20 protein-coding genes and 1 tRNA gene are annotated in these 23,615 nt (G+C 68.7%); 8 read left to right on the plus strand and 13 right to left on the minus strand.

Annotation, left to right across the window (positions count from 1 at the left end):
- Window positions 1-1,387: 1,387 nt before the first annotated feature.
- Complete coding sequence (locus ACQCSZ_RS15695) at window positions 1,388-2,740, minus strand: SWIM zinc finger family protein (protein WP_427004656.1); 1,353 nt, start codon at window positions 2,738-2,740, stop codon at window positions 1,388-1,390.
- 273 nt (window positions 2,741-3,013) lie between these two features.
- Window positions 3,014-3,811: an inositol monophosphatase family protein gene (locus ACQCSZ_RS15700; protein WP_427008364.1), complete on the minus strand. Its 798-nt coding sequence runs from the start codon at window positions 3,809-3,811 to the stop codon at window positions 3,014-3,016.
- A gap of 187 nt (window positions 3,812-3,998) precedes the next feature.
- Here ACQCSZ_RS15700 and ACQCSZ_RS15705 point away from each other — a divergent pair, with 187 nt between their 5' ends.
- Window positions 3,999-4,652, plus strand: a complete 654-nt coding sequence (locus tag ACQCSZ_RS15705) for a hypothetical protein (RefSeq protein ID WP_427004657.1) — start codon at window positions 3,999-4,001, stop codon at window positions 4,650-4,652.
- 80 nt (window positions 4,653-4,732) lie between these two features.
- Here ACQCSZ_RS15705 and ACQCSZ_RS15710 read toward each other — a convergent pair whose 3' ends face one another.
- Window positions 4,733-5,758 (minus strand): hypothetical protein, encoded by a 1,026-nt coding sequence (locus tag ACQCSZ_RS15710; RefSeq protein ID WP_427004658.1) that lies wholly within the window; start codon window positions 5,756-5,758, stop codon window positions 4,733-4,735.
- A 210-nt stretch (window positions 5,759-5,968) separates the two neighbouring features.
- On the opposite strand from ACQCSZ_RS15710, the gene ACQCSZ_RS15715 reads away from it, so the two are divergent.
- Complete coding sequence (locus tag ACQCSZ_RS15715) at window positions 5,969-6,121, plus strand: hypothetical protein (RefSeq protein ID WP_211879426.1); 153 nt, start codon at window positions 5,969-5,971, stop codon at window positions 6,119-6,121.
- Between the two features lie 134 nt (window positions 6,122-6,255).
- On the opposite strand, the gene ACQCSZ_RS15720 is transcribed toward ACQCSZ_RS15715, so the two are convergent.
- From ACQCSZ_RS15720 to ACQCSZ_RS15730, 3 genes are all read right to left on the minus strand, one after another.
- Window positions 6,256-7,791, minus strand: a complete 1,536-nt coding sequence (locus ACQCSZ_RS15720; RefSeq protein ID WP_427004659.1) for a putative bifunctional diguanylate cyclase/phosphodiesterase — start codon at window positions 7,789-7,791, stop codon at window positions 6,256-6,258.
- Complete coding sequence (locus ACQCSZ_RS15725; protein WP_427004660.1) at window positions 7,781-8,230, minus strand: STAS/SEC14 domain-containing protein; 450 nt, start codon at window positions 8,228-8,230, stop codon at window positions 7,781-7,783. The genes ACQCSZ_RS15720 and ACQCSZ_RS15725 overlap by 11 nt, the downstream gene beginning before the upstream one ends.
- 371 nt (window positions 8,231-8,601) lie before the next feature.
- Window positions 8,602-9,450, minus strand: a complete 849-nt coding sequence (locus ACQCSZ_RS15730; RefSeq protein ID WP_427004661.1) for a DUF998 domain-containing protein — start codon at window positions 9,448-9,450, stop codon at window positions 8,602-8,604.
- A gap of 84 nt (window positions 9,451-9,534) precedes the next feature.
- Here ACQCSZ_RS15730 and ACQCSZ_RS15735 point away from each other — a divergent pair.
- The 3 genes from ACQCSZ_RS15735 (at window position 9,535) to ACQCSZ_RS15745 (ending at window position 10,539) form a co-directional block, all read left to right on the plus strand.
- Window positions 9,535-9,607, plus strand: a tRNA-Arg gene (locus ACQCSZ_RS15735).
- Between the two features lies 1 nt (window position 9,608).
- The gene (locus ACQCSZ_RS15740) at window positions 9,609-10,097 is read left to right on the plus strand and encodes a DUF6314 family protein (RefSeq protein WP_427004662.1); all 489 of its coding nucleotides are present in this window, start codon (window positions 9,609-9,611) and stop codon (window positions 10,095-10,097) included.
- A gap of 10 nt (window positions 10,098-10,107) precedes the next feature.
- The gene (locus tag ACQCSZ_RS15745) at window positions 10,108-10,539 is read left to right on the plus strand and encodes an NUDIX hydrolase (protein WP_427004663.1); all 432 of its coding nucleotides are present in this window, start codon (window positions 10,108-10,110) and stop codon (window positions 10,537-10,539) included.
- A gap of 100 nt (window positions 10,540-10,639) precedes the next feature.
- Here ACQCSZ_RS15745 and ACQCSZ_RS15750 read toward each other — a convergent pair whose 3' ends face one another.
- A complete protein-coding gene (locus ACQCSZ_RS15750; RefSeq protein ID WP_427004664.1) occupies window positions 10,640-12,553 on the minus strand; it encodes an ABC transporter ATP-binding protein in 1,914 nt (637 codons plus the stop codon).
- A complete protein-coding gene (locus ACQCSZ_RS15755; RefSeq protein WP_427004665.1) occupies window positions 12,550-14,217 on the minus strand; it encodes an ABC-F family ATP-binding cassette domain-containing protein in 1,668 nt (555 codons plus the stop codon). Before ACQCSZ_RS15755 ends, ACQCSZ_RS15750 begins: the two co-directional genes overlap by 4 nt.
- 231 nt (window positions 14,218-14,448) lie before the next feature.
- Here ACQCSZ_RS15755 and ACQCSZ_RS15760 point away from each other — a divergent pair, with 231 nt between their 5' ends.
- The 3 genes from ACQCSZ_RS15760 (at window position 14,449) to ACQCSZ_RS15770 (ending at window position 16,937) form a co-directional block, all read left to right on the plus strand.
- The gene (locus ACQCSZ_RS15760) at window positions 14,449-15,210 is read left to right on the plus strand and encodes a hypothetical protein (protein ID WP_427004666.1); all 762 of its coding nucleotides are present in this window, start codon (window positions 14,449-14,451) and stop codon (window positions 15,208-15,210) included.
- On the plus strand, window positions 15,207-15,971 hold the full coding sequence (locus ACQCSZ_RS15765; RefSeq protein WP_427004667.1) for a hypothetical protein: 765 nt from the start codon (window positions 15,207-15,209) through the stop codon (window positions 15,969-15,971). Before ACQCSZ_RS15760 ends, ACQCSZ_RS15765 begins: the two co-directional genes overlap by 4 nt.
- Window positions 15,972-16,166: 195 nt before the next feature.
- A complete protein-coding gene (locus tag ACQCSZ_RS15770; RefSeq protein WP_427004668.1) occupies window positions 16,167-16,937 on the plus strand; it encodes a hypothetical protein in 771 nt (256 codons plus the stop codon).
- A gap of 31 nt (window positions 16,938-16,968) precedes the next feature.
- Here the strand turns inward: ACQCSZ_RS15770 and ACQCSZ_RS15775 are convergent, their stop codons facing one another.
- The 5 genes from ACQCSZ_RS15775 to mobA form a co-directional block, all read right to left on the minus strand.
- On the minus strand, window positions 16,969-20,040 hold the full coding sequence (locus ACQCSZ_RS15775) for an alpha-mannosidase (protein ID WP_427004669.1): 3,072 nt from the start codon (window positions 20,038-20,040) through the stop codon (window positions 16,969-16,971).
- A gap of 110 nt (window positions 20,041-20,150) precedes the next feature.
- A complete protein-coding gene (fdhD, locus tag ACQCSZ_RS15780; RefSeq protein WP_427004670.1) occupies window positions 20,151-21,023 on the minus strand; it encodes a formate dehydrogenase accessory sulfurtransferase FdhD in 873 nt (290 codons plus the stop codon).
- A gap of 96 nt (window positions 21,024-21,119) precedes the next feature.
- A complete protein-coding gene (locus ACQCSZ_RS15785) occupies window positions 21,120-22,643 on the minus strand; it encodes a molybdopterin-binding protein (protein WP_427004671.1) in 1,524 nt (507 codons plus the stop codon).
- Window positions 22,640-22,927 carry a DUF6457 domain-containing protein gene (locus ACQCSZ_RS15790; protein WP_427004672.1) on the minus strand — a complete coding sequence of 96 codons (288 nt, stop codon included), beginning with the start codon at window positions 22,925-22,927 and terminating at the stop codon, window positions 22,640-22,642. The genes ACQCSZ_RS15785 and ACQCSZ_RS15790 overlap by 4 nt, the downstream gene beginning before the upstream one ends.
- Window positions 22,911-23,609 (minus strand): molybdenum cofactor guanylyltransferase, encoded by a 699-nt coding sequence (gene mobA, locus ACQCSZ_RS15795; RefSeq protein WP_427004673.1) that lies wholly within the window; start codon window positions 23,607-23,609, stop codon window positions 22,911-22,913. The genes ACQCSZ_RS15790 and mobA overlap by 17 nt, the downstream gene beginning before the upstream one ends.
- Window positions 23,610-23,615: the final 6 nt, after the last annotated feature.

The raw sequence follows: 23,615 nt of genomic DNA on the forward strand, positions 1-23,615 counted from the left end.
CAGTCCCGCACGTTCTGGGAAACGTGGTAGACGTTCCGCAGGAAATGATCGACATACTGCTCTTCGGCGATGGAATGTTCCCACTGTCGGTTCCAATAAGGCAGCCCTTTCCTGGAATCGGCTTCCGGTGCCACATACCGGGGAATTTCCGGAGGCTCCCGGACGCCCGTTCCCCAGAGTGAGGTGGCGGACAGTGACTCTTCCCGAATCGATCCCAGCGGTCTCCCCGCCATCTCCTTGGCCCTGGTCCTGATCAACAGGTCCGAAGATCCTGCCGCCGCCTCCCAGCAGGCGGCAAGGACGCCGTCGTCGTAAGTCCCTGAAGCCTGGGGCGACCTGAGGTGCCGGACCAAAAGCTCCTGCGGCTTCTTCTCTGTCCTGCCGAACACGGCGTCGCTCAGGTCCTGGAGATCGCCGCCGTCCAGCGGTGCGCGGAGCAGAAGCCCAAATGCCAGGAAGGACAGGAACCCGGCAGCCGTGGCGACGGTGGACAAGAACAGCGGTATGCTGGCGGCCACCTCCTCAGGACTGGGCGGACACGACTTCAGGACATCGGCCAGCACTCTCTGGGTCGGGAGTCCGTCGTCCCGTGCAAGTGCCGTGCGGACTTTGCCGAAGACCTCCTCGCTGCGGAAGGTCCCCCTGTCGAGGTACCCGCGGACTGCGGCCCCGACGGTCCACTCTGTCCGCGTTAGCTGCCTGGCCAGCGGACCCAGCGCGTCCGGCACCTCAAAGCACCGCAGGAGTGTTTTCGCGGCGGTCACGTCCTGGTCCCACAACTCCAGCAACGATTTCTGCATCCTCGGAAAGACCACCGCGGTTCCGGCGGGACCGATGCGGAATGCCTCGCGGATCCGGCCGCCCGCGAGGTCCCGGTAGTAGAACGCCCAAAGCCGCGGATACGCCTCGAAATCTGCAGTGGAAACGCCAAAGTGCAGAATGAGCGGCAGGCAACAACGGATGACGGTAGTGGCCCTCTCTTGTCCCGCTTTTGCGTTCCGGCTGATCGCCGCGGCCACGAAGCGCCGGCACCAGTCGTCGCCTCTTGAAACTAGGACATCCAACAGCATCAGGATGTGAACATCGCTGCTCCATGCCATCTCCCGCCAGGGCAGGAACCTGGCGGCATCGGCAGGTGCACTGACGGCGACGGTGACCATCTCCCTCACCGTTGAGCGGTCGGCAAGGCTGATGCTCTCATGAATCCGCCAGTCCATGTCCTGGGTCAGCAGGGTCCGGCCGCCTTTGGCAAACCATTTCGCCGCCTCGGCGAGCTCGTCCGGCGGGGTCGCTGTGATGTACTCGGGCAGAGCACTCCGGTCCCCCGTCTTGACGAGCCGGCGCACCTCCTGCACGAGCCGCGGGTCGCCGCGGTTCTCCGGCGCCGTCATGCGTTTTCCGGTCCGTGGCCCGGTGCCGTCTCGAGCCGGACGAGCTGGACAGCGAGCGCATGCTTGCAGGGGCCCCTGGAGCCGCGGAAGTCATACCACCAGGCACAGGTGCACTGGTAGCTTTCGTCCCTGAACGTGACCCGGCGCACCCGCGTTCCGTTTCCAGCCAGGACATCCCAGCGGTCCTCCACCGGGGATACCCCGCCCCGGGCCACGATATCGCGGGCAGCTCGAAGCCTCGGGTGGTCCTTGACGGTACGGTCCTGGTCCAGCGGCAGCTCCCGGTGGAAATAGGCGTTTTCCAGCAGGTCGAAGCCCACCTTCCCGGACGCCCCCAACCAGGCGAGTCCATGACTGACCCGTTCCGCCGCGAGCCCGGTCCTGGCGCGGAGCGTCTCGGTCGAAATGACCGCCTGCCATCCAAGGAAGTCCAGGACCGTCGTCCCTGCTTCCGTCACGCCAGGGGCGGCGAGCGCTGCCAGGATCCCGCCTTCGCCCGAGAAACCCCGGCCGGCCGCCGGTGACAGCAGCAGCGTGAAGCCGGCGCCCGGAAGCCGGAAAACCCAGCCGCTGGCCCCGTTGTCGTGCCGGAAGATGTCCAGGCGGGTGGCAAACCTGGCCACCCGCCTGGCCGCCGCGAGCCGCCCGGTGCCCGCCAGCGTGACCGTTGACTGCTTCGCCGTGGCCACCTCGCGCAGTCCCCGGGCCGAGGGCAGCAGGAAGACCGTGCGCCCGGGCTGCGCGGCCGGGAGTGAGCCCAGGAACTGGCTGATGGCGGAGCCGGAGAGCGTGGCCAGATGCGTCATGCCTGCAGCGATCGCCGGGGTCTCCGCGAAGCCACGGATCCACCGGTCCGGAAGCTCCACCTTCCGCTCCACATGGCTCTCCCCGGGCGTGGAGACCACCAGCTGCTCCCGGCCGACGTCAAGGTGGAGCAGTTCGCTGCGGTGCACGTTGGCGAGCGAGGACCGCAACGGGCTGTTGATGTCCACGTTGGCGGTGCCGAAGCCGATCTCGCCGCCGTCGAGGCCGCTGCCCAGCAGGTCCAGCCGTGCCTGGACCCCGTTGCAGGCCGAAAACGACTCACAGCGCAGGCGGTCTCCGCCTGCCGTCATGACCGGATCCAAAACGTCGCTGACCCGGAACGCGGCATCGAAGTACCTCGACGCCGCCACGTCGGCAACGGCCAGCAGCGCACTGGACACCACGTCCGGCCTCGCGGCAAACCCGTGGAAGAAGCTCGGGTTTTCCACCAGTCCTTGGGAAGTGGCGCCCAGACCTGACTCCAGGAGGAGCCGCTTGGCGCCGCGGGCCTCATCAAGTACGGATTCCGCGAGGTAGCCGCTCATACGAGCCCCCGCAGCCGGCGGGTCCGCAACCCGGCCGGTCCCCGCGTGGACGGCACATCGGGCACGTCCGGAATTGCTGTTCTCTCCCCCATGTCCGGAAGTATAGACCGCGCCCCCGGCCCGGCAACAGGGTCCCGGAACCGCGGAGGGGACTCCCGGTCCGCGGGGCATGCCCACCCCTGTCCGTGGCCGGTGGACATACGACCATCCTGTCCGATGCTCACCGCGAAGAATGAGCATGCTCCGCGGAGCAGGCGAGGAGCGTTGCGGGACCTAGCCGACCGTGCCTGACTGGAGCGCGGCACGGAGCTCCCGGACCGCCGTCGTGCCTCCTGCGAGGAACCAGTCAAGCCCGTTGACCCGCACGACGTCGGCCGCGCCGCCCGCCGCGAGGACGATCGCCTGGCCGGGCAGCCAGTCCCATTCCGGGCAGCTGTGCTGGAACCAGCAGCCCACCGCGCCGTCGGCCACCCGGCCGAGGTCGCAGGATCCGGAGCCGAACATGCGCAGCGACGCTGCGGACGTCGCCGCAGCGTGCCAGGGCATGGCGCACATCGGGTCGGCAAGCCACGTGGGGTGGATGTAGGTGGCGGCGCCGAGTTCGGAAAGCGGTGTTTCGGACCGGCCGCTGCCCCCCGCGTCGCCGTACCGGAAGGTGGTCAGCTGCTCCCCGTTGAGCGTTGCGTGCCGCGACGTCCCGCCGAGCCAGAGCTTGTCCTCCTCCGGCTGGAAGATCGCGCCGAGCAGCACGCCGGAGGAGTCCTTCAGGGCAATGGCGGAGCACCAGTAGGTGGACCCGTGCAGGAAGTTGTAGGTCCCGTCGACAGGGTCGATCACCCAGGTCCGGCCGCTGCTGCCTGTCACGTCGGCGCCTTCTTCCCCCAGGATGCCGTCGTCGGGCCGGCAGCGCCGGAGTTGCTCCAGCACATAGGCCTCCGCGGCGTGATCGGCGGCGGTGACGACGTCGGACACGGATGTTTTCTGCCGGCCCTCCAGCCCCGCCTGCCGCATCAGCAGCGCCAGCGTGCCTGCTTCGCGCACGAGCGCCTCGGCGAGCTGGTAGTCATCCAGCGCGGGGTCGAGCTCCGCGGTGCTGTGCCGGCCAAGCCGGTGTTTGCCAAGTTCATTTCTGCTTAGTTCGGTCACGCGTCCCAGACTATCGGCGCCCGCAGGGTAGTGAACAGACGGACGGCCGACCCGGCGCCGCCAGGAACGGGCTGCGACACACCAGCCCGCTGAGACGGACGATAATAAAGTCATGGCCAAGACACCCGCACAGCGGATCAAGAAGCACGGCGCCAATGCGGCCGTTCCCCAGCACCAGCTGCCGTCGGTGATCAACCCGAGCACCAGCAGGACGCCGCAGAAGGCGCAGAACAACAGCAGTCTGATCGTGATCGCCGGAGTCGTGGCCAGCCTGTTCCTGTTCTGGTACGTCCATCTGCTCACGCTGAACCAGCTCACGCAGTTGTCCGGCGGCCTGGCCATGCCGGATTCGCTGATCGGCGGCTTCGACCAGGGCTATGTCGAGCACCTGCGCGCCGCAATGGACGGGGACGCCCGCGGGCAGCTCAATTACGTCCACAAGACTGCAGGAATGCTCTTCCCGCTGATCTTCGGCTTCAGCTGGCTGCTGCTGATCGGGACGAACGTGGCCCGGAAGCCGCTGCGCTGGGCGCTCTGGGCGGTGCCGCTGCTTTTTGCCGTCGTGCGGCTCTGGGGCAACACGGCCATCGACGCGATGATGTCCGCGGACACGGTCGACGGCGGGCAGGTGGCCTTGGCGTCCGGGCTCACCCTCGCCGGCTGGGTGCTGCTGGTGCTGAGCCTGGTGGCCGGCGGCGCCGCGGTGCTCCTCGGCCGGAAGCGTGCCGCCTCCGCCGCTCCCTCCACGGGACATGCCCAGCCCTAGGCCCGGCCATTGGACATAATCCCGATATGTCCATCCGAGGACCGGAACGGAGGGCATGCCCACGAGGATCCTGCGCGGTGTCAGGCCCCGCCGGCCAGGAACTCCCGTGCCTGGTCTGCACGCTGCGGGGCGCCGGCCGCCTCGAAGTGATCGGCGGCCTTCAGCAGGTGCTCACGGGCAGCAGCCTGGTTTCCTGTCGCGGCATTTGCCCTGCCCAGCAACAGGTATGCCTCGCCGAGTATCTGGGGCGACGTCTTGTCCTCGTCAGCGCAAACTTGTTCGAGTAACTCAATCGCGTCTGCGGGATCGCCGGCCAGGGTACTCCAGTGGGCGCGGTTCACCTTCATCAGCAGGAAGTCGTTTGCGCTTCCCCCGATGACGTCCGTCGCCAGTTCCGCCCGTTCAATGCACCGCAGGGTGTCGGCGTCGGCCACGTCGGCAGCGAGCCGCATGGCCGCCGAAGCCTTGTTGAACTTTGCCCAGACATCCAGGTTTCTCGCCGGCGAAAAGGTCGCGGCCGCGAGCTCGTGATAGTTCAGCCCCTGCTGTACGTCATTACACAGAAAGGCAACGTTTCCGATCACCCAGTACGCCTTTCCCACCAACTGGTCATCGACTTCGGCGGAAATCACGTCCGCCAGGGCCAGGCATTCCGCCCATGCTTCGTCAAGCCGGCCGGTATCCGCCAGCGCGGCGATGAGAGCCTGCCTCGCCAAAACGTTTGTCTCCACGTCCGGGTCGTCTGACACCAGCTCCACGGCTGCCCGGGCGGCATCGGCGGCCTGTTCCAGTTGGCCTGCCCCTTGCTTGGCCTTGGCCAGCAGAATATAGGTCCGCGCCAGGTCGTGGCGTTCGGACGTCCCGCGCGGGCAATCGACCAGTCCGGTGGCCAGATCAGCACATGTGTCAAAGTCCTCCGCGTCCAGAAGATTTTCCGCCTGGAAAAACGTCATGTTCCACCACGAGTCCATATCACCATCACTGCGGGCGATATCCGCGGCTGCCTTCGCGCTGCTGGCGGCCTCGGCGAAATCGTGATCGGCCCGGTTTTTCCGTGCCTGCAGCTCGGCGGCGACATACGACGGCGAAACGAAGTTTTGTTGCATGGCTCAATTATCCGTTGCCGCCGCAGTGAAATTGAACAAAACCGGAAAGCAAGACGGCGCCATATTTCCGCAAGACCTGCGCGGGCGCGCGCACGTAACACATGGAACTGACCTCCGCGACAGATTGTTACACCATGGTATATCGGATGCCCCTATACTGAGCCTGCATCACATGAGCCACATCCGCCCCTTACGTATCAGGAGTACTAAATGAAGAAAACCCTCGCTACACTCCTCGTCGCCGGCGCGCTGGCGGCAGCAGGCCTTTCCGCCTCGGCTGCAGTCTCGGCAAGCAGTGACAACTCCGGCCAGGGCTCCATCGAAGCCGTCAACTGGTGGCCGAACTCCACTCCGAAGAAGTAACTTCAGAAGCAATAACAGACGGCGGGTATCGGGTAGCGATCCGATACCCGCCGTTTTTGTGCCCAGCCGGCCGCCCTGCCGCCGCCCTGCCGCCGTCGTGCCGGAAAGCGATACCGGAAACCGATCAGAAAAGGCTAGTGCTGCCCTGAGCCTGGCCGGCTGACCAGGGCCGCGAGGTCTGCCGGGGGCATGGGGCGGCCGAAGTAGTAGCCCTGGCCGCTGGCACAGCCCATTTCCGCGAGCACCGCCGCCTGCTCGGCCGTCTCGATGCCTTCGGCAACTGCCGTGAGGCCGCAGGCATGGATGAGGTGCAGCACCGCGGCAACGAAACTTCCCTGATCCTCGTCGGACCCGAGGCCGTCGATCAGGCTCTTGTCGATCTTGACCACGTTCACGGGCAGCTTCCTCAGGTAGCTGATGGAGGAGTACCCCGTGCCGAAGTCGTCGATTTCGAGCTTCACGCCGAGGCGGCGCAGCCCGCTCAGCGAGTATTGGTCCACGTCCCCGCCGTTGACGGCCATGGATTCCGTCAGCTCCACCACGAGGTTTGAGGCATCCACGCCCGTCTCGGTCAGGATGTCGCGCACGTGCTCGATCAGGTCCAGGCTCTGCAGCTCTGTCGTTGAGATGTTGATCCGGACGTTGAAGCCGCTGTCCACCTGCAACTCCTGCTGCCAGTCCCGCAGCTGGCGGACCGCATGGCGCAAGACCCAATGGCCCAGGTCCACGATCATCCCGGTCTCCTCGGCCAGCGGAATGAACTGGTCAGGCATCAGGAGCCCGCGTGCGGGGTGGTTCCACCGCACCAGCGCTTCGACGCCTTCAATCCTGCCCGTCGCGAGTGCCACCACCGGCTGGTAGTACAGGGTCAGCTGGTCCTTGCGGATTGCTTCGCGCATTTCGGTGACCATGACGCTCTGGAGCCGCCGCGCATACAGCAGCGCCGGTTCGAACACCTTGATGCTGCTGTGCGGTTGGGCCTTGGCGGCATACATGGCCGTGTCGGCCTCCATCACCAGTTCCTCCGCGGTCTGGCCCTGTTCCGCGACCCGCAGGCCGATGCTGGCGCCGCAGGTGACGCGCAGGTCCCCGACGTCCAGGCTCTCGCTGAGTGCCTTGAGGATTCTGTTGGCCACGCGCCGGGCCCGGACCAGGTTCGACTTGGGCAGCATGACGGCGAACTCGTCGCCGCCGAGCCGCGCGACGGTGTCCGTCTCGCGGACGGCTGCCTGAAGCCGCCGGGCGATCATGCGCAGGACGTCGTCACCGGCGCTGTGTCCCAGCGTGTCATTGATCCCCTTGAACGAATCAAGATCGAGGATCAGGAGGGCGGGGGGCATTTCGCCGCGGGACGTCTCCGCCAGTGCTTGGCTGAGTGCCGCGTTCAGTGCCGTCCTGTTGGCCAGCTGGGTCAGCGGGTCCGTCAGCGCCATCCGCTCGAGTTCCACCTGGGCTTCGCGCAGCATGGCGGTGCGGCTCTCGACCCGGTCCTCGAGCTCCTGGTAGATGGTCTGCAGGTCGTCCGCCATCAGGTTGATGCCGGTTATGACGGCCGCGACGTCGTCCCGGGCCTCCGAGAGCGGGATCCTCGTGGTCAGGTCCCCCCCGGCGATCCGGACGATGCCCTCCACGAGTGCATGGAGCCGGGGGTCCGGCGGCTCACTCGTCACGCGCGTGCTGCCTGAGCCACTTGACGGCGTCCGACTCGGAGGTGAAGAACTGTGCCGGGATCGTCTCGATTTTCGACCGCAGCAGGTAATGGGCGATGACCCGGTCCACCGGGCTCTCGCCCACGAGGGCAAAGGCGGAGACGGCAATCGAGGTCGTGTATGTGTGCCGGGCCTCGACGCTGACGCCCACGACGCCGGTGATGACCAGCAGTAACGGCAGGCGCCGCCCCTGGGCGAGGGAGCGGACCGCGGCGCCCGCGGCACGCGCCTGCGGCCCCTCGATCACCTGGTTCGGCGGAAGCGTGACCTCGATGATGCCCCGGTCAGTCAGCCGGACCGTGATCGGGTCTCCCGCGTCAGGTCCAGGGGCGGCGAGCTCGTCTACCGGTTCGTCCTCGGGGTTTCGTTCGTCGGGCCCGGCCAGGGCTTCAACGGTCAACGGACGGCAATTCGACGGCGGCGGCGCGGCAGCTGCTCGCAACGCTTCTCCGCACGCCATAGGCGGCCCCGCTCGGCACCTTTTTGCCCAGCGGAGACGCTTCCTGCGTCAAGGCGCGGCAAGACAAACTGATCAGGCATTAGTCCCCATAGGCTGCAAGTCGGCGTGTCGGCGTGCGGTAATGTCGAATCGCGCACGACCCGCCGGAATGTTCCGGCGAGTGCCCTTATGATAATGCAAGGTCAGGCCGGTACCGGGCATGGGACACACCGGCAATTACCTGCGCTGATCCGGAAGGCCGGCGCGTGCCCGGCAGTTCGAACTTCCTGGCATCAGGGGGCTCTGTGCCCCAAAGATTCCCCGGCCGCGCATTACCTGTGGTCCGCCTCAGGTTCCCGCGCCGGCACCTTCCCCGCCCTTAAGCTCCCCGTCGCAGAACTCCGATGCCCGGCCTTCTGCGCCTCCTGGACCAGGTGCACCCTCCGGGCGGCGCGTTCCTGCCGGACGCGCTGCGCCACGACCAGGCCTGCCGCGCCCACGCCGATGGTGATGGGGTATCCCATCAGCCGCTCCAGGGTTCCAGGCTCGGGCACGTGCAGGCCGGTCACCGCGCTCGTCACGAGCGCCCCGAAGGACACCACACCGCACGCCAGGATCAGCCAGCCCAGCGGTGTCTGCCGGAACCAGAGCCAGCCCAGCAGCAGCAACGCCACGGCTCCGCCCGCGAAGTACGCCACGGCGCCCACGAGATGCCAGGCCGAGCCCGCGTCCTCGGGCACGAGCCCCACCACGACGGTGCCGGCGCCGGCCGCAAACGTGAGGGCCCGGACAGCGGCCGCCGCGGCCCCGCGCGCCCGCCGGGCCGGTCCCGGAGCAAGCCGCGGCCGGGCCGCCGTGCACAGCAGCACGGAGCCCAGGAGCAGGGCCCCCACCGCCATGCCCAGGCCCTGGACCACGAACGAGGCATTCATGAGCAGGTGGGCCGGCGAGCACACATCCCGGCCGTCGAACTCGCCGCACGCCACGGCGCCGAGGTCGCTGATCAATCCGTCCCGGCGGCTGTACGGCCCGCGCCCGGCCCAGGCACCGATCACGGCGGTCTCCGCCACGAAATACTGCAGCACGCTCAGCTTCGCGAGGGCGCCGACATAGAACCTGGTGGACGCCACATCCGGGAACTGGACGGCGTGGTTGCTGAGAGCGGTTGCTGCGGCTGCCATGCCATGAGCGTAGTACGCGTCCGCACCTTGTATGCTTATATCCGTGTCCGAAAGGGCCGGCCCCGGCCGGCCGCCCGGACGCCCGCCCTCGTAGCTCAGTGGATAGAGCACGGCTCTCCTAAAGCCGGTGTCGTTGGTTCGATTCCAATCGAGGGCACTTGAATCCGCCTGCCCCGGACCCCGGTCCGGACTTCGATCTCCGCTCCTACCTGCTGGGCGCCTGGAGCGTGGACCGCACCCTGCTGGACCGCGCCACGGGCACCCGCGGAACCTTCACCGGCGTCGTGCGCTTTACCGCGGTGGACGACGGCGCCGGGCTCAGCTTCCACGAAGAGGGAACCGTCCGCTTGACCGCCGCTGCCATGGACGGCAAGCCCTTTACCGGCCCGGCGAGCCGGAACTATCTGTTCAACCGCACGGAATCTCCGGATGCGATGGACGTGGCCTTTTCCGACGGCCGGCCGTTCCACCGCATGAGTTTCAGGCCGAACGCCAGCCAGGACCAGCACTGGTGTGAGCCGGACACCTACCGGGTCACGTACTCGCTTCACGGCCCCGACCACTTCAGCTATGCCTGGGACGTGCGGGGGCCGGGAAAAGACCAGCTCCTGGAATCGGTGCTGCGGCGGCTGGACCCCGCCGGTTAGGCTCATGAGAGTGAATCCCCTCATCATCGTCTCCGCCGTCTGCGTCTTCGACGACGGCGGCCGCCTCCTGACCGTCCGCAAACGGGGCACGGACAAGTTCATGAATCCCGGCGGCAAGCCCGAGGCAGGCGAAACCGCCGCCGAGACGGCCTCCCGGGAGCTGGAAGAGGAGGTGGGGATCGTGCTGGCCCCCGGGAAGCTGGAGCTCCTGGGCATCTGGCTGGCGGACGCCGCGAATGAGGACGCAACCCTGATCGAGGCCACCGTTTTCACGGCCCCGGGGGTCTGGAGCGCGCATCCGTCCGCCGAGATCGCCGAGATCCGCTGGCTGGACCTGGCCGCAGAGCTGCCGGACGACCTCGCCCCGCTGCTCACAGCCCACGTGCTGCCGGCACTGTCCGGCAGCCCGGACCAGGGGCGTGCTAAATTTCCCCAGCTTTGAAACCACGACACCGGGAATCACCGGGCATTCTGGCCGACCCGCCGGGCGCGGCCGTCAAACCTGGGGAAACTCCGGCGGCGCTTTGCCCCGACGCCTCCTGCTAGAGCCCCGGCACGGCTTCCTCGGCGACCTTGGTGGCCTCGGCAAACTGCGTCCGGTACAGCTCCGCGTAGCGGCCGGCGGCGGCGAGGAGCTCGGTGTGGGTGCCGCGCTCCACGATGGAGCCGTCCTCCACCACCAGGATCACGTCGGCCGCGCGGATGGTGGAGAGCCGGTGGGCAATCACGACGGCAGTGCGCCCCTGCAGCGCGGCGCCGAGCGCCTCCTGCACCGCGGCTTCATTCGTGGAGTCCAGTGCGGCAGTCGCCTCGTCCAGGATCACCACCCGGGGCTGGGCAATGAGCAGCCGTGCGATGGTCAGGCGCTGGCGTTCGCCGCCGGAGAGCCGGTAGCCGCGCTCCCCCACCACCGTGTCCAGTCCGTCCGGCAGGGACCGGACCATCTCCTCGAGACGGGCCTGGCGCAGCACGTCCCACATCTGCTCGTCGGTGGCTTCCGGGCGGGCCAGGCGCAGGTTGGAGGCGATGGACTCGTGGAACAGGTGCCCGTCCTGCGTCACCATGCCCAGGGTCTGGCGCATGGAATCGAAGGTGAGGTCGCGGACGTCCACGCCGGTGCCGGGCGCCGTGCCGCCGAAGCGGACGGCGCCGGAATCGACGTCGTACAGCCGCGACAGCAGCTGCGCGATGGTGGACTTGCCGGCGCCCGAGGAGCCCACCAGGGCAACGGTCTGGCCCGGCTCCACCCGGAAGCTGATGCCGTGCAGCACCTCCTCGCCGCCCCGGGTATCCAGGGTGGACACGTCCTCCAGCGAGGCCAGCGAGACCTTGTCCGCCGAGGGGTAGGCGAAGCGGACGTCGTCGAACTCCACGGACAGCGGGCCGTGCGGGGAGGCCACGGCGTCCGGCTTCTGCACGATGAGGGGCTTGAGGTCCAGGATCTCGAAGACACGCTCGAAGCTGACCAGGGCGCTCATGATCTCCACCCGGGCGCTGGAGAGCGCCGTGAGCGGCGCATAGAGCCTGGTGAGCAGCAGCGCCAGCACGACGACGTCGCCGGCCGCGAGCTGCCCGCCGAGCGCCAGCCAGCCGCCGAGGCCGTAGACGAGCGCCAGGGCCAGCGCCGAGACGAGCGTCAGGGCCGTCACGAAGGTGAACTGGAGCATGGCCGTGCGCACGCCGATGTCCCGCACCCGGCCGGCACGCAGGGCGAACTCCCGGGATTCCTCATCCGGGCGGCCGAAGAGCTTCACCAGGGTGGCGCCCGGGGCGGAGAACCGCTCGGTCATCTGGGTGCCCATCGCGGCGTTGTGTCCGGCGGCCTCGCGGCGGAGGTCGGCCAGTTTGGAACCCATCCGGCGGGCGGGAATCAGGAAGATCGGCAGCAGGACCATGGCCAGCACGGTGACGAGCCAGGATTTGTTCAGCATCACCGCCAGGGTCAGGGCGAGGGCCACGACGTTGCTGACCACGCCCGACAGCGTGCCGGCGAAGGCCGACTGCGCGCCGATCACGTCATTGTTCAGCCGGCTGACCAGCGCCCCGGTCCGGGTGCGGGTGAAGAACGCGATCGGCATCTTCTGCACGTGGTCGAACACCTTGGTGCGCAGGTCCACGATCACGCCCTCACCGATTGTGGAGGACATCCAGCGGGTCACGAGGCCGATCCCGGCCTCGGCGACTGCCACGACGGCGATCAGCAGCGCCAGCCGGATCACGGTGTCCGTGCCGGCGCCCGCAATGATCGCATCCACCACCTGCCCGGCGAGGACCGGGGTGGCCACCGCCAGCACGGCCATCACGATGGACAGCAGCACGAAGGCGGTCAGCTTGCCGCGGTGGGGCCGCGCGAAGCTGAACACACGCTTGAGCGTCTCCTTCGAGAACGGCTTGGAGCCGCTCGAGGCGCGGGTGATGTTGTAGAGGGAGCTCCAGGCTACCCGGTCCATGCTCATTTGGTGTTGCCTTTCGGGGCGTCGGCGTGCAGTTCGCTGACGACGCCGTCCGAGACGTTCCAGCGTACGTCCAGGCGCACGTTTTCCAGCAGCCGGCGGTCGTGGCTGACGAGCAGCAGCGCGCCGTCGTAGCTTTCGAGGGCTTCCTCAAGCTGCTCGATCGCGGGCAGGTCAAGATGGTTGGTGGGCTCGTCCAGGACGAGCAGGTTCACGCCGCGCGCCTGCAGCAGCGCGAGGGCGGCCCTGGTCCGCTCCCCCGGGGACAGCGAGTCCACCGGGCGGGACGTGTGGTCCGCCTTCAGGCCGAACTTGGCCAGCAGGGTCCGGACTTCCGCGGGGGTGAGGTCGGTCAGCACTGCATCGACGGCGTCCCCGAGCAACAGCCCGCCGGCCAGCAGCCCGCGGGCCTGGTCGATCTCCCCGACGGCCACCGAGGCGCCCATCGACGCCTCACCGGAGTCGGGTTGCTGCACGCCGAGCAGGAGCCGGAGCAGGGTGGACTTGCCGGCACCGTTGGGGCCGGTGATGCCGATCCGTTCGCCTGCGTTCAGCTGCAGGTTCACCGGTCCCAGGGTGAAGCCGCCCTGGCGCACGACGGCGTCCCGGAGGGTGGCCACCACGGAGCTGGAACGCGGCGCGGCCCCGATGCTGAACTGCAGCTGCCATTCCTTCCGGGGCTCTTCCACGACGTCCAGGCGGGCGATCCGGGACTCCATCTGGCGGACCTTCTGGGCCTGCTTTTCGGAGGACTCGGTGCTGGCCGCGCGCCGGATCTTGTCATTGTCCGGGCTCTTCTTCATGGCGTTCCGGACGCCCTGCGAGCTCCACTCGCGCTGGGTGCGGGCCCGGGCGACGAGGTCCGCCTTCGTGGAGGCGAAGTCCTCGAAGCGTTCCCGGGCGTGCCGGCGGGCGACGGCGCGTTCCTCCAGGAAGGCCTCATAGCCGCCGTCGTACACCGCGACCGTGTTCTGGGCGAGGTCCAGCTCCACGATGGTGGTCACGCAGCGGGCGAGGAACTCGCGGTCGTGCGAGACCAGGACGACGCCGCCGCGCAGGCCCTGCACGAAGGCCTCGAGCTTGGCGAGGCCGCCGAGATCAAGGTCGTTGGTCGGTTCGTCCAGCAGCACGACGTCGAAGCGGCTCAGCAGCAGGGCCGCGAGCGCCACCCGGGCGGCCTGCCCACCCGAGAGTCCCGTCATCTCCGCGTCCGGGCCCACCTCGAGGCCAAGATCGGCCAGGACCGGCGGGATCCGCTCCTGAAGATCCGCGGCGCCGGATGCCATCCAGCGGTCGAAGGCCAGCGAGTAGGCGTCATCGGAGCCCGGAGCGCCCAGTCCCAGGGCTTCGGCGGTGGACTCCATGTCCGCGGTGGCCTCGGCGCAGCCGGTGCGCCGCGCGATGTAGCCGGCCACCGTTTCACCGGCGATCCGCTCGTGTTCCTGCGGCAGCCAGCCGACGAAGGCGTCTGCCGGGGCGAGGCTGACAGTGCCGCCCTGCGGCTCGTCGACGCCGGCAAGGAGGCGGAGCAGGGTGGATTTTCCTGCACCGTTGGCACCCACGACGCCGACGACGTCGCCGGGAGCAACGGTCAGGGAGAGCTGGGAGAAGAGTGTGCGGTGATCGTGACCACCGGAAAGGTCCTTGGCAACAAGGGTTGCAGTCATTAGTCAATCCTCTCACCCTGGCCGGAGCGGGCTGTCCACAGTCGAAAACGGCCGATTTCCGCCGGGGCATGAAAGAACCCGCCGGTCCGGACTTGGGGGGTGTACGGACCAGCGGGTTCGACCACTTAGCATAGTTGCATCAGACCTCTACGTAAAATCGCTGAGCCGGAAACCGCTGCGCGCCCACACGAGGGCACCGGCAGTCCCGACCGACCGCGCAGGAAACTTTAGATGCCGTTACCCGCCAAGGCATTCCAACACTGGCTCCATGACGTCGCTCCGGCCACCAGCACGGCCGACATCTGCCGGACCTCCGGCATCAAGCGGACCACCCTGGCCCAGCAGCTGGTACGCGGCAAGGTGGCGGAGACCACGCTCGTGAGCATCAGCCGGGCCCTGCAGCGCAGCCCGCTCCAGGAGCTGGCTTCGTTCGAGAATTACGCGGAACTCGCCGGAAACACCCGGCCGCCGACCCCTGCGGAACTCGTCAGCCAGATCGCCACCATGGACCTGCTGCGCGCGGTCATCGACCGCTCGGATTCGGCGGCGGCCTTGCCGGAGCTCAGTCCGGGAGCGGACGTTCCCGCGGCGGCCACGCCGGAGCTCAGCCCGGCCCCGCATGCCACCTCCGTCCGGAACTGGGTGGACGCGATCGACGACGGCGAGCTGCGGCACCGCGTCTCGGCCGCCACCGGCGTCGCACCGCAGAACTATTCGGCGCAACTGACCGCCAACAGGCTCTCCCCGGAGCTGGCCGTCGCGACCGCCCGCGAGGCAGGCGTAGGATTCACCGGCGGACTCGTCGCAGCCGGCCTGATTACGGAAGCCGAAGCAGGCTGGCCGCCGGGGGCCAGGCAGAGGGCCCTCGACGCCTTGTCCGACGGTGAGCTCGCGGCCCTTGCCGGCGAACGCCTGCAAACCCTTGGCAAGGCGCTCCGCCGCCAGGAACACGAACAAGCACAAACAGAAAAGATTTGGGAGAACCTCGGATGATCGCGATCCTGCAATGGACCACCCTGGCAGCCTGCGGCATCGTCGCGCTCGCCCGCATTCCGAGTGCGGTGCGGGGGCATAACAGGTCTCTTTTCTTCCTCTTCCTGTTGATGACGCTGGCCACCCTTTTGAGCATTGCTGCACCCTATGAGGCGGTCGACCACGTCATGGGCGGCACGAACCTGACCAACCTCGTCCTCCGCTTCCTCATTTTCGCCTGCGTGTTCATCCTCGGGTTCAGGGTCGCCCGGGGCTTCGGCGCGAAGGATGCCCTCCGGCTCATCACGGGCCCTGTCGGGCTGGCGGTGCTGGGATTTTCGTCGCTGGCGGTCGTCATTGTCTTCCTCATGATGGACACCGCCGGCTCGTCAGCCGGGCTCGCCGAGGTCTTCGCCAAAGACGCCAGGAACGCCGCGTTGGTGGAATTCTATGGGGCTGCCGGACGCCTGTACCCCGCGTATGTCACCTTGACCCTTTTGCCAGCAATGGTGCGGACGCTCGCGAGCAGGCTGCCCGTCCACGTGCGATTCAGCGCTGCCTTGCTGGCTGTTGGGTCCATCGCCATCACCCTCAGCCTGCTGTCTCCGGTAATTCCTCCTGCCCTGGGATTTCTGCGGTTCATCTTCAACTACACTGCCATCCTGTGCCTCGTGCTGGGCCTCGCCCTGATCTGGCTCGGGAGCATCATGGCCAAGCGGACAGCAAGGCAGAAAACGGCGCCCGGCGAAATATCACGACACAACCATTCACAAAATCATTAGACCGTGAAAGAATCATGAATGTGTGAAAGCGGGGATCGCTTCGTGAACGGAATTCAGCCGTGCGACGCCGATGCAGCCGTCCAAGCGCCATTGGGGGGATGAGTGGTAGCGGTCCGGGAGGACCGCTACCACTCAGCCTGTTTAACGGGACTTTCGCCGGCACCGCCGGGCTGGGGGCTGTGAGACAATCCGGCCATGGCAATACTTGAATGGACCACGCTGATCGTCTGTGGCGTGGTCCTTCTCGTCCGCGTTCCGGACGCCATCCAGGGGCGGAACAGGATCGTGTTCTGGATATTGCTGTTGGCCACCCTGTGCAGCCTGCTCCGTATCTCAGGCCCCTACGAAGCCATAGACCAGGTGCTGGGGGGCTGGAATGCCACCGACCTCATCCTGAGGTACCTCGTGTTGGCGGTGACCTTACTGATCGGGCTGCGGGTCGCCACGGGACTGGCTGCCGTCCGCGGCCACCGTCTCATTGCCGGCGCAACGGGCCGCTGGGTCCTGGGACTTGGCTGCTTGGCCGTGGCGGCGACCTTCTTCCTGATGGACACACGGGGGTCATCGGCCGGGCTGCTGGGAGTTACGGACAGCGGAGGACGGAACTCCGGCCTCGTTCCCTATTACGCCGCTGCCGGCCTCACGTACCCGGCGTTCGTCTCGCTCGTCCTCATGCCGCCGTTGCTGGCCACCGTGAAGAGCCGGCTGCCGCGGCTCGTCAGGGCGGGAGCTTTCCTGATGTTCGTCGGTGCGCTGTCCGTGGCCGTGAGCATGCCGGCTTCCTTTGCGCCGGCTGACTGGGCCCCCGGGCAGCAAGTCGTCATTTACACAGCCGTCCTGGGCTATGTCCTGGGCCTGGCCCTGTTCTGGTTCTCCGGGCTGATCGCCCAGCCGCCCCGCAGCCCGCGCGCAGCCCTGCACAGGTACGGACTCCAGGGGCACGGAGTGCACAGAAACGGACGATGATCCTGTCCGAAACCGGCGGCCTCCCCCGCTCTCAGCGCACAAACCTCACGGTCACCAGCTGGAAGGGCCGGAGCACCAGCTCCGCCGAATCCCGGCCGGCCGTGACCCCCGGGGCAGCCACCGGGCGCTCCAGCAGATCCACGGTATGGATACCCGTGACGTCGAAGTTGGCCCTCAGTTGTCCGGCTGACCGTTCCCCCAGGGATTCGTACAGGCGCACGATCACGTCGCCGGAGCCGTCCTCCGCCAGCTTGACCGCCTCGATGACAAGGCCGGTGCCGGAGACCGTGAACAGCGGTTCAACCCCGTGGTCACCCTTGACCACGCGCGGTGCCAGGTTGGTGCGGTAGCCCTCCTCGACGGCGTCGGCGATGCCCGCGCCGGGCCTGATGGTCACTGTCAGCTCGTGGTGGCCACGGTCCGCGCCGGGATCCGGGAATCGGGCCGCCCTCAGGAGCGAGACGCGCACCGTCGTGGTCGTCCCGCCGTCGGCCTCCCTGATGCTGCGGGTGACGTCGTGGCCGTAGCTGGAAGCGTTGGAGACCGCCACCCCGTAGCCCGGCTCGGCGACGTGGATCCACCGGTGCGCGCAGATCTCGAACTTCGCCGCTTCCCAGGAGGTGTTGAGGTGGGTGGGACGGAACACATGCCCGAACTGCGTCTCCGAGGCCGAGCGGTCTGCCCGGACGTCGAGCGGGAAGCCGAGCTTGAGCAGTTTTTCGTTTTCCTGCCAGTCCACCGCCGTGGAAATCGTCAGGGACGGCGCGCCCGGCTCCAGCACGATCCGCTGGGTCACCGCCGAGGAGCCGGCCAGCCGCTCCACCACGACGGCGGGTGCGCAGTCCCCTCTGCTTTCCACTCTGCTTTCCCTCCGGGGGCACTCCCCGCCGGGGCGCCGTTCCAGGGTCACCGAGCGGGCGCCGGTCAGCGCGACGACGTTCCGGCGGTAGAACGCGTCGATGTCCCAGGCATCCCATTCGTTGGGGGTGTCCCGGTGCAGTTCCAGGAGGTTGCCGGGCGCCCCCGGCGCGATGGCCTCACGTCCGCTGGCGTAATCCGTGAGCGATGCCAGCAGGCCGTCCGCGTCCACCACGGCGCGGATGATGCCGTTGTCCAGGATGTAGCCGCCCGCGGACCCGGTCACGGACACCGGCTGTCCGGGACGGACCGGCTCGGCCGCGGCCAGGGCGGGAACGCCCTGGCGCTCGTGCGGAGCGGCGTTGAGCAGGAAGTCCCGCCCGCCGGCGCCCACCAGCGCGGCCGCAGCGCCGGCGATGATTGCTTCGAGCCCTTCCGCGACGGCGGCGTAGTTCCGCTCGGCGTCCTGGTGGACCCAGGCGATGGCGCTCCCGGCGAGGATGTCGTGGAACTGGTGCAGCAGCACCAGGCGCCAGAGCCGCTTGAGCTCGGCGGCCGGGTAGCTGCGGCCGGCACGCACCGCGGCGGTGGCGCACCACAGCTCGGCTTCCCGGAGCAGGTGCTCGCTGCGCCGGTTCCCCAGCTTGGTCCTGGCCTGGCTGGTGTAGGTCCCGCGGTGCAGCTCGAGGTACAGCTCCCCCACCCAGACGGGGAGGGACTCGTAGTCCGCCTGCGCGCGGGCGAAGAAGCTCGCGGCCGTGCCGATCTGCACCTTCGGCGAGCCTTCGAGGTCCGCGGTGCGGCGGGCGGCGGCCAGCATCTCCCGGGTCGGGCCGCCGCCGCCGTCGCCGTAGCCGAACGGGAGCAGGGAGATGGTCCCCCGGCCGTGGTCCCGGTAGTTCCGTTCCGCGTGGGCCAGCTCCCTGCCGCTGAGCTCGGAGCTGTAGGTGTCCGCCGGGGGGAAGTGGGTGAACAGCCGGGTGCCGTCGATTCCCTCCCAGTTGAAGGTGTGGTGCGGCATCTTGTTGACCTGGTTCCAGGAGATCTTCTGGGTCAGGAACCACCGGCCCCCGGCGGCCTTCACGATCTGTGGCATCGCCGCCGAGTACCCGAAGGTGTCGGGGAGCCACGCCTCCTGGCATTCGACGCCGAACTCCGCCAGGAAGAAGGCTTTGCCTTCGAGAAACTGGCGGGCCATTGCCTCGCCGCCGGGCATATTGGAGTCCGCCTCCACCCACATGCCGCCGACCGGGACAAACTGGCCGGTTTTGACCTTTTCCCGGATGCGGCCGAACAGCTCAGGATAGGATTCCTTGATCCAGGCGAACTGCTGGGCCGAGGAGCAGGAAAACACGAGCTCCGGGTGCTCCTCCATCAGTGCCACCACGTTGGCGAACGTCCTGGCGCACTTGCGGATGGTCTCCCGCACCGGCCACAGCCAGGCGGCGTCGATGTGCGCGTGTCCGGTGGCCAGCAGCTGATGGGCGGAGGCGTAGGCCGGCCGTGCCAGAACACCGGCCAGGGCCGCACGGCCGGCGCCGGCCGTGCCGGGGACGTCCTCCGGGTCCAGGATGTCCAGCATCCGTTCGAGCGCGCGCAGGATCTCGTGGCGGCGGGGCAGGTCCATGGGCAGCTCGTGCATGAGTCCGCGTAAGGTCCAGGTGTCCTGCAGCAGCTCCCAGACAGTCTCGCTGAGCTCCGCAATGACGATCCGCCCGAGCCGGTATTTCGGTTCGCTGCCCGAGGTCGCCTTGTCGCCATACGGCGTGGCCGCAAACGTCCAGCCCTGAGCCAGATCGGGGTTCGCCGCCGCCTCGACGTAGAAGTCAACGGAACTGCCGCCGCCGAGGAGTTTCGCCGGGACGTACTGGTTCCGCGGGGAGATGGCTTTGATGATGGTCCCGTCCGGCCGCCAGGCGATGCCCTCGCATTGGAACCCCGGCAGGTCCGCGCTGAAGCCCAGGTCCACCAGGATTTCCACGGCGGTCCCCGGCGCCGTGCCCCACGAGTCCGGCACGTCCCCCTGCAGGCGCAGCCACTTGGTGCTCCAGGGCGGACCCCAGGCAGCGCCCTGTTCCTGGTGTGTGAACTCCTGCCGGAGGGCCTCCCCCACCGGCACCGGCTCGCCGGAAACGTCCCAGCTGCTCAGTGCCAGCGGGACGCTGCGCGGATACACCGCCGGCATGATCCGGTCGCGCAGGAAGCGGTCCAGCCGGACTTCCGTAAGACGGCGGTCGTCGTGCAATGTGATCCTCGTTTGCGCCGGGGACGAAGCTGTAACCCATCGAACCGATGGCTACAACCTACTCCCGGCCACTCCCCCGGCCAAGGACGTCCGCTGGCCGGGAAGGTCCGCTAACCGGGGAGTTCCACCGGGACGCTTACCCTTCCCTCACCGGCGTAGACGTTCAGGGACTCCCCGCGGCTGAAGCCGGCCAGGGTCATCCCGCTGGCCTCCGCCAGCTCGACGGCCAGGCTGGAGGGCGCGCTGACCGCGGCAAGCACCGGGATCCCGGCCAGCGAGGCTTTCTGGACCAGCTCAAACGACGCCCGTCCCGACACCTGCAGCACTGTGCCGGCCAGCGGAAGGAGACCCTCGCGCAAGGCCCAGCCGACCACCTTGTCGACGGCGTTGTGGCGCCCCACGTCTTCGCGCAGGCACAGCAGCTCGGCGGAGCCGTCGTCGGCGATCCGGAAGAGTCCGGCGGCGTGCACGCCGCCGGTGGCGTCGAAGACCGCCTGGGACTCCCGCAGCAGCCCCGGGAGGGCGGCCAGCGTCCGGACCGGGAGCACCAGCGGGTCCGAGGCGGGGCTGAAGTGCGAGGACTTGCGCACCGCCTCGATCGAATCGGTGCCGCAGATGCCGCAGGAGCTGGAGGTGTAGACGTTCCGGCCTGTCTCCGGGCGCACGACGTCGGGCCGCAGCTGGGCCTCCACGACGTTGAACGTCTGGACCCCGTCCTCGTCTTCGCCGGCGCAGAACCGCAGCGAGACAAGCTGCTCGGGACTCCAGATGACGCCCTCGGACACCAGGAACCCCGCCACGAGGTCGAAGTCGTGGCCCGGGGTGCGCATGGTGACGGAGAAGGAGAGCTGGCCCAGCCGGATTTCCAGGGGTTCCTCCACGGCGAGCACGTCCTCCCGGTGGCGGACCGGGAATTCGAGGGCCTGCGGTGAGCCGTCGAGGACAAATTTGTGCACCTTGCGGCGCTGTGTCACGCGGCCCATCGGGTACTCCTAACCAACATGTTGTGCGGATCTTCCGCTGAATCCATCATTGCAAGAGCGGGCCCGGCAATCCAGCGGCCGGCGGCAGTACCGGCGTCAGCCAAGAAGCGCGCTCCAGTCCACCGGCCCGCCGCCGGCGGGCGGTTTCCTGGCCGGCCTTTTCGCGGCCGTTTTGGCTTTCACTGCGGCGGAGCCCGGTTCCGGGATGGGGGCACCCCACGGGAGCGCGAAAGCCGGGACCGGCTCGCCGAGTTGAACGCCGTGCGGCGGGACCACCAGGACGCCGTCGGCGGCGGCGAGTCCGCGCATCATTCCCGGGCCGGCATGCTGCGCCGGCGACGCCATGCCATAGAGCAGCCGGTAGGGCACCAGCCGTGTCCGGCCGGGATCGGCGTCGATCATCGACCCGCAGGGTACTTCCGAAACAGGCGGCAGCGATCCGTGCCCCAGCGCCGCGAACAGGGGACCCCCGAGGGTGCACAGCGCCATCATGGCGGCCAGCGGGTTTCCCGGCAGGCCCAGGATGAAGCGGCCGTCCGGCAGCTCCGCCAGCACGGCGGGGTGGCCCGGGCGCATCGCGATGCCGTCGATCAGCAGCCGTCCGCCCAGTTCGGCGACGGCGTGCCTGAGATGGTCGGTGCCGGAGGCGCCCGTGCCGCCCGTGGTGATGACGACGTCGGCGGGCAGGCTCTCAGCAGCGGCCCCGACAAAACCGGCGGCCCCGTCAGCCCCGTCGGCACCGCCGGCGTCCGGGCCGGGTTCGGTGTCCTCCAGGGCGGCAAGCCATTCAGCGTAGCCGTCCCCGATCTTCACCTCTTCGGTGCAGATCCCGCCGAGCATGGCCACCACGCCGGCGAGCTGGGGACCGAAGGTGTCCCGCACCTCGCCTGGTCCAGGGAGGCCCGAGGAGACCACCTCGGAGCCGGTGAGCACGAGCCGGACCACGGCCTTGCCCAGCACCGGCAGGGTGTCGTAGCCGGCCAGGGCGGCAAGCGCCAGGTGGGCGGGGTTGAGCAGCGTGCCACCCTTGATGAGCAGCTCACCGGCGGCCGCCTCCTGCGCGGCCTTCCGGATGTGCTGGCCGTTGTGCGGCTCGCCCGGCCTGGCGGTACCACTGGTCTTCAGGACCGGCAGCCCGTCCTCATCGGCGGCCACGGTTCCGCTCTCGCTCCGCAGCACCGCCTTGGCGCCGGGCGGGATCAGCCCGCCCGTGACAATGGGAATTGCCTGGTGCGGCGCCAGCCGCTGGCCCGGTTCGGCCAGGATCCACGGCCCGCCGCCGTTGACGGCCCAGCCGTCCATGGCCGACGACGCGTAGTGCGGCATGTCCTGCAGCGCGGCCACGTCCGCCGCGAGTGTGCGGCCCAACGCCTGCCGGAGGACCACCGGGGCGGCGGGGATGGGGGCGGCACAGTCGAAGGCGAGCTGCCGGGCCTCATGCCAGGTGTGGGCGAGGTGCCGGTGCGGTGCCGGTGCTGCGGCCCCGCCCGTGCCGGGAGCAGCGGCGGGAGCAGCACCGGGAACAGCGGCGGGAACAGAGCCCGGCAGAGCGGCGGCGTCATCGGAGCCGTACTCATCCCCGGCAGCGGCTGCACCGCCGTGTGGGGGTCCTGGGGTCATGTCCCGGAGACTTCGGTGGCCGCGTAGCCCGAGGCGAGTGCCCGGGCCACCCCCACGGCGGCCTGCATGGCGACGGCGTCGGTGGCCTGCCCTGAACCGGAGGCCAGCCCCGCGGCAAAGCCCGCGATGAAGGTGGTCAGCGGGGCGGCGGGGCGCACCACGGAATGGGCTGCCACGCCGGCCAGGGCAAGGACCTCGTTGATGTCGATCTCGACGTCTTCCAGCTCCAGTGCCTGGAGCAGCGCACGGCACCAGTCTTCCAGCGTTTCATCCTGGCTTTTCACCGTTTGCCTCCAAAGTCGAGTTCAGCTGCGGAGCTCCGGGCCGGCCGCCCGGATCGTTGCCCTGGATCCGGCCGGTTACCCCCAGGGCGGAGGCGTCGTCCCAGGTGTCCACATCGTCTGTGGAACCGGAGGGGACACGAACTGCCCGCACCTCAAGACTAGCAAGAAGGGCGAATGCCGAGGCGTCTTTCAGCGCACCCCGGTGAGCCGCTTCCGCGGCGGAGCGGTGCAGCGCCGCCGTGCCATAGAAACCGATCAGGGGTTGTTTCCGTCCGTCGGCGGAGAGCGCCATGACGCCGTCTCGGCCGGATTGTCCGGCGTCGTCCACGGCTGCGGCGAGCGACCGCACCGCCGTGTCCACGCGCGGCATGTCGCACGCCAGGACGAGGGTCAGGGGTGCCGGGCCCGCGGCGCGGCGGGCGGCATAGTCCTGTTCCAGGGCGGAGAGCCCGGCGGCGATGGCTGCGGCCGGACCCGCGAACGGCGGGTCCTCCCGGCAGTTCAGCACGCCGGCCGGCAGCGTCCCCGGGTCCGGGCCGACGACGGCGATCGCCTGTGCGCCGCGGGCCGCCTGCAGCGCGAGATCGAGGAGGGTGGCGCCGTCGTACCGGAGTCCGGCTTTGGGCGCGCCGCCTAAACGGGAGGACCGCCCCCCGGCGAGAATAACCGCATCAAATTCCACCGGCCC

The organism is Pseudarthrobacter sp. H2, assembly GCF_050157045.1.
GTDB lineage: Bacteria > Actinomycetota > Actinomycetes > Actinomycetales > Micrococcaceae > Arthrobacter.

Coding starts and splice junctions, on each gene's coding strand:
- ACQCSZ_RS15695 (WP_427004656.1), bottom strand. CDS start 2,740: ATGAGCGGCTACCTCGCGGAATCCGTACTTGATGAGGCCCGCGGCGCC.
- ACQCSZ_RS15705 (WP_427004657.1), top strand. CDS start 3,999: ATGGCCAAGACACCCGCACAGCGGATCAAGAAGCACGGCGCCAATGCG.
- ACQCSZ_RS15710 (WP_427004658.1), bottom strand. CDS start 5,758: ATGCAACAAAACTTCGTTTCGCCGTCGTATGTCGCCGCCGAGCTGCAG.
- ACQCSZ_RS15715 (WP_211879426.1), top strand. CDS start 5,969: ATGAAGAAAACCCTCGCTACACTCCTCGTCGCCGGCGCGCTGGCGGCA.
- ACQCSZ_RS15730 (WP_427004661.1), bottom strand. CDS start 9,450: ATGGCAGCCGCAGCAACCGCTCTCAGCAACCACGCCGTCCAGTTCCCG.
- ACQCSZ_RS15750 (WP_427004664.1), bottom strand. CDS start 12,553: ATGAGCATGGACCGGGTAGCCTGGAGCTCCCTCTACAACATCACCCGC.
- ACQCSZ_RS15755 (WP_427004665.1), bottom strand. CDS start 14,217: ATGACTGCAACCCTTGTTGCCAAGGACCTTTCCGGTGGTCACGATCAC.
- ACQCSZ_RS15760 (WP_427004666.1), top strand. CDS start 14,449: ATGCCGTTACCCGCCAAGGCATTCCAACACTGGCTCCATGACGTCGCT.
- ACQCSZ_RS15765 (WP_427004667.1), top strand. CDS start 15,207: ATGATCGCGATCCTGCAATGGACCACCCTGGCAGCCTGCGGCATCGTC.
- ACQCSZ_RS15770 (WP_427004668.1), top strand. CDS start 16,167: ATGGCAATACTTGAATGGACCACGCTGATCGTCTGTGGCGTGGTCCTT.
- fdhD (WP_427004670.1), bottom strand. CDS start 21,023: ATGGGCCGCGTGACACAGCGCCGCAAGGTGCACAAATTTGTCCTCGAC.
- ACQCSZ_RS15785 (WP_427004671.1), bottom strand. CDS start 22,643: ATGACCCCAGGACCCCCACACGGCGGTGCAGCCGCTGCCGGGGATGAG.